Genomic DNA, 16,707 nt, shown 5'->3' with positions numbered 1-16,707 from the left:
AACCTATTCTCCTTCCAGTTTCATGGAAAGCTCAAACCAACGTTCTTCTTTTTCCTCTAAACTATCTATAACTTCTTGTAATTCGAGTGATTTTTCATTGATATCGTCCATCGCTATTTCTCCGTTGGTAAATTGCGATTCTAATTTTGCTTTCTTTTTTTGCAACTTTTCAATATCTACTTCTAATTGACCAAACTCTCGTTTTTCGTTATAACTTAACTTCCCTTTCTGTGGTGTTTTTTCTTGCTTTTCAGCTACTTTCTTTTCTTCTTTAGGTTCTGATGGTAAAGAGCTTTCATATGCTCTGTAATCTGAGTAATTTCCTGGAAAATTCTCTACTTCTCCATTTCCTTTAAAAACAAATAAACCGTCAACTATCTTATCCATAAAATAACGGTCGTGCGATACTACCATTAAGTTTCCGGGATAATCCAATAAGAAGCTTTCTAACACATTTAACGTTACTACATCTAAATCGTTGGTAGGCTCATCAAGAATTAAAAAGTTAGGGTTTTGAATTAACACCGCACATAAATACAAACGCTTTTGCTCTCCTCCACTTAACTTTTCAACAAAATCGTGTTGTTTTTTTCGGTCGAATAAAAAACGTTCTAATAATTGAGCTGCAGAAATTCTTCTTCCTTTAGTTAACGGAATTTCTTCTCCAAATTCTTTGATGACTTCTATTACTTTTTGCCCTTCTTTTATTTGGATTCCTTTTTGAGTGTAGTACCCAAACTTTACCGTTTCACCTACAATTACTTTTCCACCATCAACAGAAATTTTACCTGTTAACATATTTAAGAAAGAAGATTTTCCTGTTCCGTTTTTCCCAATAATTCCTATACGTTCTCCTCTTTTAAAAACGTAATCAAATCCATCTAAAATAACTTTATCTCCAAAGTTCTTTTTTAATTTATGAAGCTCTACAATTTTGCTTCCTAAACGCTCCATGTTAATTTCTAACTGAACTTCGTGTTCTTTTCTACGTTGATGTGCTTTCTTTTTTATTTCAAAAAAGTCGTCAATACGTGATTTAGATTTGGTTGTACGGGCTTTTGGTTGACGACGCATCCAATCCAACTCTTTTTTAAATAAGCTTTTAGCTTTACTTAAATTTGTGGCTTCTAAAGCCATTCGTTCTTCTTTATTTTGAAGATAGTAGGAATAGTTTCCTTTGTATTTATATAGTTTTCCGTTGTCTAATTCAATAATCTCATTACACACACGCTCTAAAAAATAACGGTCGTGCGTAACCATAAACAACGTAATTTTTTCTTTCGCAAAAAAGGCTTCTAACCATTCAATCATTTCTAAATCTAAATGGTTAGTTGGCTCATCTAGTATTAATAAATCTGGTTTATTAATTAAAATAATTGCTAACGACAATCGCTTCTTTTGTCCTCCAGAAAGATTTCCTACTTTTTGTGATAAATCATCAAGTTTTAACTTGAATAAAATTTGTTTGTATTGTGTTTCGAAATCCCATGCATTGTGTTGCTCCATCAATTCAAATGCCTTTTGATATGCTTCTGCATCATCAGGATTTTGCAATGCTTTTTCGTATTGCTGAATAATTGGAAGAATAGTGTTTTCTGTAGAAAAAATCGTTTCTTCAATGGTTAAATCTGGATTCAAGTCATCATCTTGCGCCAAATAAGCAATATTAATTCCTTTCCTACTTATAACTTGTCCTTCATCTGGTGTATCCTTTCCAGCAATAATGTTTAAAATAGAGGTTTTTCCGCTACCATTTTTAGCAACAAAGGCTATTTTTTGATCTTTATTAATTCCAAAAGAAATATCTTCAAATAAGACCTTTTCACCGTACGATTTTGCTATGTTTTCTACTGATAGGTAATTCATTCTCTATAATTTTATGCAAAGAAACAAAAAACCCGAGCAATTGCTCGGGTTTTATTATAATTAAAAGAAATGCTTTTATTTCTTCATTAATTTAATGGTTTCTGATTTTTTACCATCATTTGCTTCTAATAAATATATTCCTGTTTTTAAGTTAGAAACATTTACAGTACCATTAACTGTTTTTCCTGTTAACACAACTCTACCAATGGTATTTGTTATTTTATAACTTACATTTTCGTTGCTTCCAAATTTTACAGTAATGTTACTTACAGCTGGATTTGGATATGCTATTAAGCTTGATTTTGCTTCTTTATCTAATGGTTCAGCAAACTCATCGCTTGTACCTGCTACTGCTACTGAAGATGATGAGTTAACAATATTCACTGTATAATCTTCTACCTCTCCATCTGCAAAAGTTTCACAAGCTGTTGATGCTCCGTTATATTTCATAGAAACACGCATTCTTGTTTGTCCTAATAACGCGTCTACTGGAATAGAGATATTAGCTGATCTGTTTGCTGCAGTACTAGACGAACCTAGAGAAGTTTGTTCACTTGCCTCAAAAGTCCCGTTACGGTTATAGTCAATCCAAACGGTAAAATACTCAGTATATGAAGAACCGCTAAATCCTGCACTTACAATAATTTGATTGGTTGTTCCTTGAGTAACTGTTGCTATTTTGTTTGTAAAATCACCATATCCTCCATTTGCAGCAGTTGTATTGGTCATTCCTCCAAAAGAAACATAATCTATCCACTCATAAGAAACTCTATTTCCTTTTGAAGCACAATAAGTAACAACATTATCTAATGTAGTAACATTTACTGTATTGCTTGCTGCAGAAATATTCCCTGCTGCATCTGTTGCTTTTACAGAGAATGTATAAGCTGTATTAGCGGTTAATCCTGTTACGTTGTAAGATGTTGTTGTAACAGTTGTTAACTTAGTTGTTCCTTGGTATACATCGTATCCTGTAACACCTACATTATCTGTTGATGCTGTCCAAGATAAAGTTAACGTAGTTTGTGCTACACTTGATGAAGCTAAACTGCTAGGTGCTGTTGGTGCTTGGGTATCTGCTACAGCAGCTGTAATATTTACTGTATAGTCTTCTACTTCACCGTAAGAGAATGATGCCTCACAAGCTGTTGGTGTTGCATTATACTTCATAACGATTCTCATTCTTGTAGCTCCATCTACCGCTGAACTAGGCACTGTAAATGATGTACTTACAGGAGTATCTTTCGATTTAGCTTTTGTCCAAACCGTTTCTCCGGCATCAGAAAAATCTCCATCTTGGTTATAATCAATCCAAACTCCATACCCCTCGTCATAACTATTTCCTGTCCATTTTGGAGTAATTGTAATTGTGTTTGATTTTCCTTTTTCTAAATCGGTAGAAATTGAAGTATGGTCAGAGTATCCGTTTCCTCCTCCTGAAGAATTATCGATACTTCCTAACTGAACTCTCCCAATATACTCATCTGAAACGCTATTTCCTTTAGAGGTACAATACGTAATTGTTGCTGCTGTAGTAGTAGCATTTGCTGTATTACTCACTGCTGAAATATTTCCTACAGCATCTTTTGCTTTTACAGTAAATGTATATGCTGTACTTGCTGTTAAACCTGTTACATTATATGTAGTTGTTGTTGAGCTTCCTATTTTAGTTGCTCCTTGGTACACATCATACCCTGTAACACCTACGTTATCTGTTGATGCTGTCCAATTTAACGTTAAACTTGTTGCTGTTATAGAACTCGCAGCTAAATTAGTTGGAGCAGAAGGTGCTTCTGTATCGGCAGCTGCATTACTTGTAAATGAACCTGTAAACACTCCTCTACCGTAGGTAGATGCAATTACTTTGTTAGTAACATGATCTCCACTTACGTTCCAATAATCAAATGAAGTAACACTAACATCACTCATTCCATTATACGCTTGACTCCAATTAGGATTTGCATCATTAAAGTTAGATGTTGACCAAACTCCTAGTTGTGTTGCTAAAATAGCTTCTGTTCTATCTAATGGGTTCTGTAAAATATCTCTTACAGGAATATTTGGTAGGTTTCCTTCTTTACTCACCCAATTTACACCTCCATCTGAGGTAGCCCAAACACTTGTTACCCCGTAGTTATGAATTGTTACGAAAATATCATCTTCAGTGGCTCCGAATCTTACTGAAGATACCGAACCAACAAAAGGTGTATTGATATTTGACCATGTAGCATTAGAATTAGTAACATTTGTTAACTTTAATAGTTTACCATTCGCTAATCCCACAAACCATGCGTTATTTGTAAAAGGAGATGCTTGAAAAGCTGTTGGACTTGCGTCTAATAATGTATTTGTAATATTTCCTTTTGAATTTGATGCTACATTAATACTCAAAATTGATTTAGCCGAACTTGTTGATGCGTTCGATAATAGACGATTTGCATCATTATCATACCCCATTGGGTTTACAAAATCTCCTGTGTTTTGATCACTTGATAATGTTGTTGCTCCTCCTTGTCGTCTACCTAATCCATTCCAAGGTAAGTTAAACCTATATATTACATTATTTACATAAGTAGCAATCATATAGTCTCCATCTTTATCAACAAAGGTATAGAACCCATCACCATCACTTAATTCAGTTGAACTATTAATTCCTGCAACTGCATTTCTAAATGCTTGTGTACCGTTATCTTGCGCACCTGCACTAAAAATTCCATTAACATCTCCTGCGCCATCAGGACCAATTCCTGCTTTTACAAACTGAGTTACATTATAACCTTTGTTCCTTACGCTAATTGTACTTCCAGAATTTCCTGAATAATAGATTCCTCCATCATTTCCGAATAATATTTTAGAAGAGTCATTATTTCCAAAGGCCATTGAGTGTTGATCTGCATGAACATTTTGATAACCAAATCCTCCATACCAGTGTGATAATTGTGACCATGAAGAGCCTCCGTTTGTCGTTTTAAATAAATCAATACCTCCAACATATACTATGTTGTCATTTGTTGGATCTGCTTCAATTACTAAATCATAAAATGCTTGTCCACGACAAAAATCGTTCGCTGCAATTCCAGTATCAGCATCATTTGGTAATGATGTTGCACTTGCTGTTGAAAAAGCATTGGTTGTTTTATAAATATGAACAGGCGCTGTACTTGTTGTACCTTGTGTTAATGCGTAAATTTTATTTGCATCGGTAGCAGAAGGTTCAATTTCTACTCTATTAGATTCAGTTAATGGAGATGCAGCTGCTTCTGTCCAAGTACCTCCATTTGTAGAGCTAAACACTCTACCTCCGCCTTGACCTAAAGCAGAACCGATAGTTCCCATCCATAGTGTATTATTTGCACTTACTTCTAAATCATTAGCTATGTAATAGTAATCTTTTCCACCGAAGGTATACTTCATGTTAGCAGATTCTATTCTGTTCCATGTAGCCCCATTATCTGTAGATCGGTACAATCCTGCAGACTGTAAACCTAACCAATTTCTAGGACTAGAAGAATCTCCATACACATGTGCTCCTACTGCAACAAATAATTCTGTTGAAGCTCCATTATCCCATGCTAATACATCGTTAACATAATGAATTCCTGATAAGAAAACATTACTTGCATTGTGATTAATAATTGCTTCTCCAGCTGCTGGTATATTAACTGCATTCCATGTTGTACCTCCATCGGTAGTTACATAAACGCCATTTCCTACTACGTCTCCTGCTGTATATTGTTCTCCTGTACCTACATACCATCTGTTAGAATTTCTTGGATCTACTGTGATAGAGGTTACAGATAAATTTCCTGGTACATTTTGTACTCTTGTCCATTGTGAGTTCGCATTACTTATGTCTGTATTTTTCCATAAACCTCCACTTACTCCACCTGCATATACGGTATTGTTTGTAGCATCGTTTGGATCAAATAAAACAACTCTTGTACGTCCTCCTACATTGTTAGGACCTCTTTCTGTCCAAGAATTTCCATTGTCTCCAGGATTTTTTTGTTGTGCTCTCTTTTTTAACAGATCTTCTCTCAATCCTGCTAGACTTCCATCTTCCATTTTTCCTGTAGCTGGATTCATGGTAAGTAATTGCATTTGATCAAAATACCTATTAGGTGGTAACCCTCTAAGTTTTCTTTCTTTTTTCCCCCATTTTAACGATTCATTTAAAGGGCTTTCCTTTAAAAAAGTACTGTGTACTTTACGTTGTTCGGCCAGTTTATCAGCAACATCTTGCTTTTTAAGATAATCTGAACCAATAATTGAAACTGCTGCAACAGACAGCCCTCCAATCAGAAATTTAAACTTTTTGTTCATTTGAATTAATTTAATTAAATAATTAAGTTTTTATTTCCTAGCTCTTTTATAATACTACCTTTTCTTCGTCTCTTACCTTTTTGAATAGACTCATTTTTTAACCCTTTATAAACCAACTTTAATAGTTCAGCCACCCCTAGCTAAGTCAAAGATTTTATTCTCAATGGTATTTACAATTTAAAACAAGCAAAAGCCTGAGTAAAAACTCAGACTTTTGTTTTTCTTTAATGTTTTTAAAACTTACTTTTTAAACAGTTTTGTTGTGAGTAGTTTTTGTCCGTCATTTATTTCTAAAATGTACATTCCAGTATTTAATTTTGAAACGTCTAGATTAGAAGATTTTAAACGACCTTCTTTTACTACTTTACCAGTAGTATTTATAACTTTATAACTTATTTTTTCTGCTTTTGAAGCAAGTTTAACTTGTACAAAATCTACTGCTGGATTAGGATATGTTAGTAAGTCTAAACTTTCTTCATTTCCTATTGCTTCTCCATTAATATTTGCTGCAAAACCAGCTATTGTAGTTACTGAAGAGCCAGAAGAAATGTTAACAGTATAATCTTCTACCTCACCGTAAGTAAATGTTTCACATGCCGTTTGAGCACTATTGTACTTCATAGAAACTCTGAGTCTTGTAGTTCCTGAAACATTCGATGGTATTGTAAAGTCTTCATAAATATCTCCTGCACTTGATGAAGAACCACTTAACACAACTTCTGTATCTTCAAAAACACCATCTTTATCGTAGTCAATCCATGCTTTCCAGTACTCGGTATAAGAAGAGCTATTAAATCCAGCACTCACATATAATCGATTAGCTCCTTGGGCTACATTCATAGTTAAGTTTGTATAATCTTTATAACCACCATCATTTCCTGTAGTGTTATCAACTCCTCCCATAGAAACTCTGTCAATCCATTCGTAAGAAGAATTGTTTCCTTGAGAAGTACAATATTCTACTACAGATACATCTTTGGTTGTAAAAGTGGCTGTATTACTTGCTGCTGAAACATTTCCTGCAGCATCTTTAGCTTTTACTGTAAAGTTATATGTAGTATTTGTAGTTAATCCAGTTAAGTTCATTGATGTACCACTACTAACAGTTCCTGCACTTGTAGCTCCATTAAATATCTCGTAACTAGTTACTCCAACATTATCTGTTGATGCTGTCCAACTTAATGTTGCTGTTGTTTCTTCAATATTAGATGCTGTTACTGAAGAAGGTGCTGTGGGTGCTTCTGTATCTGGTGTAGCATTTGTAATATTAACTGTATAATCTTCTACTTCACCATAAGAGAATGTTGCTTCACAAGCTGTTGGTATAGCATTGTATTTTAATACAATTCTCATTCTAGTAGTTCCTTGAGTTGCTGAAGCTGGCACTGTAAATGATGTACTTACAGGAGTATCTTTCGATGCTGCTTTTGTCCAAACAGTTTCTCCAGCATCAGAAAAATCTCCATCTTGATTATAATCAATCCATACTCCATAACCTTCACTGTAAACAGTACCTGTCCATTTTGGAGTGATAGTTATTGTATTAGATTCACCAATAGATAAATCAGTTGAAATTGTAGTGAAATCAGAATATCCTCCACCTCCATCAGAAGTGTTATCTATGCTTCCTAATTGAACTCTTTCTATATATTCATCAGCAACACTATTTCCTTTTGAAGAACAATAATTAAGTGGTGGTGTACCTGTTGTCGTTACATTTAATGTTGCTGGTGTTCCTGTTCCACCTGCTGTACATTTAGCAGCTACAGATACAATATATTCTGTTCCGCTTAATAACCCTGTAGCATTAAATGTTGTTCCTGCTACATTTGTTGTATTTCCTCCAATGGTTACATCGTAAGAAGCTGCTCCTGAAACTGCCGTCCAAGTTACTGTAAATCCATTATCACCAATATTTGATGAATTTAAGTTTGTTGGTGCTGCTAAAGCACAAGTTTGTACAAATTCTTCTCCTACATTTACTGCATAAAAAGCATTTGTTGTTGAAATTACTTCTTGAGAGTTTGCTCCGTATAAATCGGTAGCTGCTTGAATTGCTGCTGTTCTTGCGTCAGCATATGTTGAATTGGCTGATAAGTAATTAGCTTCGGTACGATACGCTATTTTTGCAGCTTTTGCCATACCAATTCCAATAACATTGTATGTATCAGACGCATCATTTGTTCCTGATCCTCCAACAGTTAATAAATAAAACCATTTATTTAAAACTCCTGAGTTTGTATGAACTCCACAGTAGTCATTAAATCTTGTAGGTGTTCCACAGTTTGGGTTCTTCCAATAAGTTCCTCCGTAAGTATCTGGTTGCCCTTGTGATTTTGGATCGTTCATAGAACGTAAAGCAGCAGAACCACTACGCCTGTCTATTTCGTCTCCAATTAACCATACAGAAAGGTCTGGGTTTGAATCATTTCCATTCCCTTTAGCAAAATGTTCTACTGCTGCTCCCCAAATATCTGAAAAAGCTTCATTTAAAGCTCCTGATTCTCTTTGGTAGGCTAAGTTTGCTGTATGGGTACAAACTGCGTGGCCTATTTCATGAGCAGCTACATCAATAGAAGTTAACGCATCAAAGTTTCCATTTCCTTCTTGTCCGTTAGAAGAACCGTCTCCATAAGACATTACAGAACCATTCCAAAAGGCATTATCATAGTTAGTATCAACATGTACATAACTTCTAATTTGAGCTCCACTGTTGTCATAGCTATTTCTATTGTGTTTTTGTAAAAAGTACTCATATGTCATTATAGCTCCCCAATGAGCATCTAAGGCTGCATCATCTTTATTTGCACTATGTTCAGCTGTAGTCCAATTATTATCATTATCAGTAAACTGGTCATAATTTGTAACATAGGGATAAGTAGAACCTGGAGCTTGGTTTTTTGCATCTCTTGTATGGATTTTCCTTCCGGAGTCACTCAAAATGTAATTCCCTCCACTTAGTGATGTTTCTATTGTTCTAGTTCCACTGTAACGAGTTTGTGCAGTACCTGATGCTAATGTGGTAGTAATAGCTTCTGCTACTTTTTTACTTTTTTTGGCATGCTTAGTAAGCTCTCCTACATGACCAAATTTATCTGCATGCTTAATTATAGCGTTATAAAATAACGTTTCTCCTGTATGAGCATCTATGTATAAATACCCTCTGCTTAGCGGTTTTGTAGCAAAAATGTCGAATTTATAAGCTAGCCTTGCTTCTTTTTTCCCTATAACTTCTCTTGGAAGAATTAATAACTCTCCTTTAGGTTTCTCATAATTATCCATTTCTTTAGCTGCTTCAGGATATTCCCATAAATAATTCTCTGCACCTGTATGCGATAAAGCTTTTCGAAATGCTTGATCTTTGGATAATTTTGGGCTTATATTAACCTTTCCAACATCGTAAAACTCACCATTCATGCTCATTAAAGCACCATTTTTTGCGTGGGCTGTATAAGTGGCAAATTCTACTTTTATTCCTTTAAATTTTTGTTGAAATTTCTCGTGTGTAAAACCTAAATCATCTCTATTTGATTGGATTTTTTGTAAGCCATCATTTTTAAATAGCTTTAATTTTTTTCTAATTAAATCTGGTGCCTTTTGTAAAGACAGTTTTGAAGATTTGTTGAACTTAAGGTGTTTTAACTCTCTATTTTCTTGGGCATTTATTGTATAAACTCCTGCGAATAGAAAAGCAGATAAAAACACAGTTCTTGCATAATTGTGTTTCATTTTTGAAGGGTTTAGTTAATTGATTTTAATTAAAAAGCCTGAGTTATTTCTCAGGCTTTTGTAAGATTTATTTTTTAAATACCTTAGTAGTTAGTAGTTTTTGACCATCATTAACTTCTAAGATATACATACCTGTATTTAGTTTAGAAACGTCGATATTTGATGAATTTAAACGACCTGATTTCATTACTCTACCAATTGTATTTACAATTTTATAAGTCATATTATCAGCCCTAGAAGCTAATTTTACTTGTATAAAATCTACTGCTGGATTAGGGTATGCCATGAAGTCTAAATTGTTTTCATTACCCAATCTTTCTCCACTCACACTAGCTGAATGGTTTTGTCTTGTACTAGAAACAATATTTACAGTGTAGTCTTCAACTTCTCCATAAGTAAATGTTTCACACGCTGTTTGAGCAGAGTTATACTTCATAGAAACACGCATTCTTGTTGTTCCTAAAGCGGCTCCTGCAGGAACATCAACCGTAGATGTTAAGTTATTAGCACTTGATGAAGATCCTGTTACGACTTTTTCACTGTTCTCAAATGTTCCGTTTTGATTAAAATCAATCCAAACAGCCCAATGTTCTGTATATGAAGAGCTATTAAATCCTGCGCTAACAGTCATTTGGTTTGAACTTCCAACTGCCAATGTTGCTGTTTTAGAGGTAAAGTCTGCATACCCTCCATTATTTCCAGTTGCATTCGTCATTCCTCCTAACTCAACGTTATCAATCCACTCATACGAAGAATTATTTCCTTTTGAGTCACAGTATGAAACGGAGTTTGATAAAGTTGTTACGTTTATTGCACTACTAGAAGCAGAAGCATTTCCTGCTGCATCTTTTGCTCTTACTGAGAAAGTATAGGCAGTAGCAGCTGATAATCCTGTTACATTCATTGTAGTTGCTGTTACAGATCCTATGTTTGTTGTTCCTTGATAAACATCATAACCTGTTACCCCAACGTTATCTGTTGAAGCAGACCAATTTAGTGTTAATGATGTTTGTGTTACACTAGAAGCTGCTAAGTTTGTTGGTACAGTTGGTGCTGTTGTATCTGCTGTTCCTGCTCCTATTACTACTGTATAATCTTCTACTTCACCGTAAGAAAATGAAGCTTCACATGCCGTTGGAGTTGCATTATATTTTAAAACTATACGCATTCTTGTTGCTCCATCTGTAGCTGTAGCTGGCACTGTAAAAGATGTACTAACTGGTGTGTCTTTTGATGGTGCCTTTGTCCAAACTGTTTCTCCGGCATCAGCAAAATCACCATCTTGGTTATAATCTATCCAAATACCATATCCTTCATTGTACACTGTTCCTGTCCAAATTGGTGTAATAGTAATTGTATGAGAAGTTCCTTTTGCTAAATTTGTTGAAATGGCTGTATGATCTGAATATCCATTTCCTCCTCCTGTGCTATTATCAATAGTTCCTAATTGTACTCTTCCAATATACTCATCAGAAACACTGTTTCCTTTTGAGGAGCAATAAGAAAGTGTAACTTCAGGAGTAGTAAAAGTTGAAGATGCACTATACGCTGAGTTTGATCCATCAGAACACTTACTACGCACCTGTACTTCATATTGAGTTAAAGCTGATAATCCGCTTAAAGATGTTGATGTTCCTGAAACTGCATTAGTTGTCCAAGATGATGTTCCTGTTTGGCGGTATCTTACATCATAAGTAGCTCCTGAAACTACTGTCCAAGAAACTGATGCTTCAGATGAAGTTACACCAGATACTGTTACTCCTGTTGGTACAGTTGCTGTACATGAAGTAGAACCTCCTGTTTTATCAGATAATGCTAAGCTCCTACGTACGCCACCAGATTCTAAAACAGCACGCATTCTGTTTTTTTGTCCAAGTGTATATAAATTCATACAAGAGTCATCTGAGTAATCCATATAATTTTCAACCATATCCTCTGAACCACAAGATGTGTGTCCTGTTGAGCATCCATAATTTGCAGCGTCAGACTCTGGAGTATCAGAAACAAAATCATCAACACCACAGCCTCCATCACCCCAAATATGTCTTAGGTTTAAAAAGTGACCTACTTCATGCGTAGTTGTTCTTCCTTTGTCAAAAGGAGCTGATAAGTAAAAACCTGATCCTTTATCTGAACTACCAAAATATTGTGGACTCATTACAACTCCATCGGTAGATGCACTACCTCCTGGAAACTGTGCATATCCTAAAATTCCACCACCAATATTACATACCCACATATTAAGATACTCAGAAGTATCCCATGGATCTACTCCTCCTTGTGAAGATTTTTTCATTGCATCATTAGTTCCCCATGAAGTTCTAGTAGAAGACTTTCTTGTTATTCCATTTGTTGGATTACCACTTGGATCAACTTGAGCTAAATAAAACTCTATCTCTGTATCAGCTGCTTGTGACCATTTGTTTGTTTTATCTGAATTAGTTCTTCTAAAGTCTTCATTTAAAACATCCATTTGTGATTGAATTTGTGCCACACTAATATTCTCTTGAGAATTATTATAAATTACATGGACAACTACAGGAATTTGAATTATATTTCCTACTATTTTTCCTTGTTGATTCTTCTTTTCAGCTAGTCTCCTCTGGGTAAAGGATTCTATTTCTTGCATTTTACTTTTTAAAGAAGGATTGAGGGATTGTCTGTACTCAAGGTTTTCCATTGAGTGGCAGTTTCTTTTTTCTTGGGCATACAAAGCACCAACAAAAAATAAGCACATAAGTGCTAGAGTAATTTTGTTTTTCATTTTGAAGGGTTTTTAATTGAGTTAATAAAATTTAAGAGCTTTTTTATTTCGACTCTTAATTATTTGTTAAAACATTGACAAATATATAAAAAAAGATAAAAAAATATAAATTTAAAATAGTTAATTAACTGTTTATATTCACTTTACAAAACAAAAACATTGTTTTACACCAATTAAACACTAGGTTTTATAAGATATAGAGAAAGTTTTTTATTATTACTCACTATCAAACAGTTATAGCAAAATCTTCTTTCAAGGAAAGAAAATGGAAATATTAATCGTATTTTTATTAAAATTTATAATTAATGCTTCAAGTTAAAGATTTAGAAATATCCTTTAAAAACTCTCTACCCATAGTTCAACAAGTTTCTTTTAGCCTTCAAAAAAACAAAATACTAGGAATTGTTGGTGAAAGCGGTAGTGGAAAATCAATAAGTTCTTTAGCTATTTTAGGATTACTTCCTAAAACTGCTTCCATAAGAGGGGAGATACTTTTTAACAAACAATCTTTGTTGGGTTTTAATGAGCAAGATTTTCAAAAAATACGTGGTAACCAAATAGCCATGATTTTTCAAGAACCTATGAGTTCTCTGAACCCTACATTAACTTGTGGTGTTCAAGTTGCTGAAATGCTACAACAGCATACACAATTATCTAATCAAGAAATTAAGGAGGAAGTTATTTCCTTATTCTCAAAGGTAAAACTTCCCAGACCTGAAACTATTTACGATTCGTATCCTCATCAAATAAGTGGCGGGCAAAAGCAACGTGTGATGATTGCTATGGCAATTGCCTGCAAGCCACAATTACTTATTGCTGATGAGCCTACAACAGCATTGGATGTAACCGTACAAAAAGAAATTATTTTACTTTTGAAAGAACTACAACAAGAGTTTGAAATGGGAATTATTTTTATTTCACACGATTTAGCATTGGTTTCTGAAATTGCAGATTCTGTTGTGGTAATGCATAAAGGAAAAATAGTAGAAAAGGGAAGTGCTAATCATGTTTTTTTACACCCAAAAGAAAGTTATACAAAAGCTTTAATCAACTCAAAACCAAATACAGAAAAACGATTAAAAACTTTACCTACAGTTAACGATTTTATTAATGAAACTATAAACTCTACAGTGTATACAAATGAGGAGCGCACTGCTTTTCATCAAACAATATATAATAAACCTCCGTTGTTAGAAATTATTGATTTGCATAAAGATTTTATCAGCAATGCTTCATGGTTTTCAAAACCAACTGTTGTAAAAGCCGTCAATGACGTTTCTTTTAAAATTTATAAAGGTGAAACTTTAGGACTGGTAGGAGAGAGTGGTTGTGGAAAAACCACTTTAAGTAGGACTATTTTACAACTAGAAAAAGCCACTTCGGGAAGTATTCTATATAACGGAAAAGATATTACTAAACTCTCGAGAAAAGACTTTAAAAAACTTCGAAAAGAAATTCAGATTATATTTCAAGATCCGTTTTCTTCATTGAATCCAAGAATTACTGTTGGTGATGCTATTTTAGAACCGATGAAAGTTCATAACATTTTAAATTCTAATAAAGAGCGAAAAGAATATGTCTGCAACCTATTAGAAAAAGTAGGTTTAGAAGCAACTCACTTTAATCGTTACCCACATGAATTTTCTGGCGGACAGCGCCAACGTATAGGAATTGCTCGTGCTATAGCTCTACAACCAAAACTAATTATTTGTGACGAATCGGTTTCTGCACTCGATGTATCAGTGCAAGCACAAGTATTAAACTTATTGAATCAATTAAAAACAGAATTTAATTTTACTTATATATTTATTTCTCATGATTTATCTGTGGTAAAATACATGGCAGATCAATTAGTTGTAATGAACAAGGGTAGAATTGAAGAAATAGCTGATGCTGACGAAATTTACCAACATCCAAAGACAAAATACACCCAAACTTTAATAGAAGCCATCCCAAAAGGGCTGTAACTTTTTTCACTGCGTTATTAATGGTATATTGCACCGTTAAAAACGAAAAGAAAGAATATGAAGATTATAGTACCAATGGCAGGAATTGGGTCTCGTTTAAGACCTCATACATTAACAACTCCTAAGCCATTAACAGTTATTGCTGGTAAATCAATTGTACAACGATTAGTGGAAGATATCACTTCTGTTGTAGATCAACCTATAGAGGAAATTGCTTTTATAATTGGACCTGCTGCTAAAGGGTTTCCTGCAGATACAAAAGATAAATTAATAAAAATAGCAGAAAACTTAGGTGCAAAGGGTTCTGTATACGTGCAAGAAGAAGCATTAGGAACTGCTCACGCTATTTATTGTGCTAAAGAATCATTAGGTGGTTCTTGCGTAGTAGCTTTTGCTGATACGTTATTTAAGGCTGATTTTACATTAGATGCTAACGCTGATGGGGCTATTTGGGTGAAGCAAGTCGAAGATCCAAGTGCTTTTGGTGTAGTAAAATTAAAAGACGGATTTATTACTGATTTTGTTGAAAAACCAAAAGAATTTGTCTCTGATTTAGCAATTATTGGTATTTATTATTTTAAAGATGCTGATAAATTATTAGAAGAGATAAAATATTTAATTGATAACGATATCAGACCTTCTGGTGAATATCAACTAACAGAAGCTCTAGAAGCTTTAAAAGTAAAAGGAGCCAAGTTTATTCCTGGAAAAGTAAATACTTGGATGGATTGCGGTAAGAAAGACCCTACAGTAGATACCAACAAACAAGTTTTAGGCTTTGAACAAGCAGACGGCAACAATTTAGTATCTGAAGACGTTGTATTAGAGAACGCTGAAATTATTCAACCTTGTTATGTTGGAAAAAATGTAGTGTTAAAAAACACTAAAATAGGTCCTTTTGTTTCAATTGGTGAAAACAGTGTTGTTGAAAACTCAACAATTACTAACTCTTTAATTCAAACAAATGTTCATATTTCGAATGCCAATTTAGATAATGCTATGGTTGGTAACCATGCAAAATACAATGCTAATTATACATCGGTAAGTATAGGTGATTATACAGAACTTACATAAAAACTCAATAGAAAAGAGAAGAGAGAAGAGAGAAAAAAAGTTTTTTTCTAAAGCAATACTGTCTTTTTTCTTTCTCTTCTTTTCATACTTTCTAAACGCTCAAGATAGCATTCCAGCATCAATTAACATTGCTGAAAAAAACAATATTGAATTTCAACAATATTTTTTTAAAGCGCTTTCAAACAAAGCTATTTTTAATTACCAAAAAGCTATACAAAATTTAGAAGAGTGTAACAGAATACTTCCAAATAATAAAGCTGTTTTATTTGAACTTTCTAAAAGCTATGAAAAATTAGGTAGAAATCCTGAAGCTCTATCTTACATTGATTTAGCTTTAGAAACAGAACCTAATAATGTTTGGATGCTTGAACACAAAGTGTTTATTTTAAGAAAGTTAGCTGATTTTGAGGACGCTATTATTACGCAACAAAAAATAGCTACAACAAACCCAAAGAAAAAACAGTTACTTGTTTTCTTACATCTCCAAAACAAAGATGTTACCTCTGCTAAAAAAGTATTAACAGAGTTAAAAGAAGCTAAATTATTAAATGCCAGACTTCGCTCTATTGAAAGAAAAATAAATGCTCGAAAAACAACCGAGGCACAACCAAAAAAAATCACTGAAAACCTTGATCCAAAATCACTTTTTGAGAAAGAAAAATCTTATACCAATTTAAAAACGTTACTAGATAAGTTGGCCGCAAACAATGATACTGACTTATTAAAATACAGTGAACAAGGTTTAGTTCTTTTTCCTGCGCAACCTTTTGTATATTTAATGAACGGAAAAGCGTTTAATAACAATAAAGATTATAAAAAAGCAATAGAAACCTTACAGAACGGCATTGATTTTGTTATTGACAATAATGAAATAGAAGCTAAATTTTACTTAGAAATATCTAAAGCTTACCAAGGATTGAATGATGTTAAAAAAGCCAATTCTTATAAAAACAAAGCTGAAAAAATTTTAAAATAGGTTTCGTT

Annotated in this window: 7 protein-coding genes; 3 read left to right on the top strand and 4 right to left on the bottom strand. The window is 33.8% G+C overall.

Going from position 1 to position 16,707, the window contains the following annotated elements:
- Nucleotides 1–3 precede the first annotated feature (3 nt).
- The 4 genes from ABHQ57_RS02315 to ABHQ57_RS02300 form a co-directional block, all read right to left on the bottom strand.
- Complete coding sequence (locus ABHQ57_RS02315) at nt 4–1,866, bottom strand: ABC-F family ATP-binding cassette domain-containing protein (RefSeq protein WP_167712618.1); 1,863 nt, start codon at nt 1,864–1,866, stop codon at nt 4–6.
- 75 nt (nt 1,867–1,941) lie between these two features.
- The gene (locus tag ABHQ57_RS02310; RefSeq protein WP_167712617.1) at nt 1,942–6,189 is read right to left on the bottom strand and encodes a GEVED domain-containing protein; all 4,248 of its coding nucleotides are present in this window, start codon (nt 6,187–6,189) and stop codon (nt 1,942–1,944) included.
- Nucleotides 6,190–6,429: 240 nt separating this feature from the next.
- A complete protein-coding gene (locus ABHQ57_RS02305) occupies nt 6,430–9,918 on the bottom strand; it encodes a M4 family metallopeptidase (protein WP_167712616.1) in 3,489 nt (1,162 codons plus the stop codon).
- 67 nt (nt 9,919–9,985) lie between these two features.
- A complete protein-coding gene (locus tag ABHQ57_RS02300; RefSeq protein WP_167712615.1) occupies nt 9,986–12,682 on the bottom strand; it encodes a GEVED domain-containing protein in 2,697 nt (898 codons plus the stop codon).
- 305 nt (nt 12,683–12,987) lie between these two features.
- Between ABHQ57_RS02300 and ABHQ57_RS02295 the strand changes: the two genes are divergently transcribed.
- From ABHQ57_RS02295 to ABHQ57_RS02285, 3 genes are read left to right on the top strand one after another with little or no spacing between them, the layout of a single operon-like run.
- A complete protein-coding gene (locus tag ABHQ57_RS02295; protein ID WP_159488671.1) occupies nt 12,988–14,649 on the top strand; it encodes an ABC transporter ATP-binding protein in 1,662 nt (553 codons plus the stop codon).
- 57 nt (nt 14,650–14,706) lie between these two features.
- Nucleotides 14,707–15,723 (top strand): sugar phosphate nucleotidyltransferase, encoded by a 1,017-nt coding sequence (locus tag ABHQ57_RS02290; protein ID WP_125343892.1) that lies wholly within the window; start codon nt 14,707–14,709, stop codon nt 15,721–15,723.
- Nucleotides 15,701–16,699, top strand: a complete 999-nt coding sequence (locus ABHQ57_RS02285) for a lipopolysaccharide assembly protein LapB (protein ID WP_167712614.1) — start codon at nt 15,701–15,703, stop codon at nt 16,697–16,699. The genes ABHQ57_RS02290 and ABHQ57_RS02285 overlap by 23 nt, the downstream gene beginning before the upstream one ends.
- Nucleotides 16,700–16,707 lie beyond the last annotated feature (8 nt).

The sequence above is a fragment of the Tenacibaculum sp. ZH5_bin.1 genome (assembly GCF_042865525.1).
Taxonomy (GTDB): Bacteria; Bacteroidota; Bacteroidia; order Flavobacteriales; family Flavobacteriaceae; genus Polaribacter; species Polaribacter mesophilus.
The sequence above is the reverse complement of the archived record's forward strand: the minus strand, read 5'-3'. Positions and strand labels throughout refer to the sequence as shown.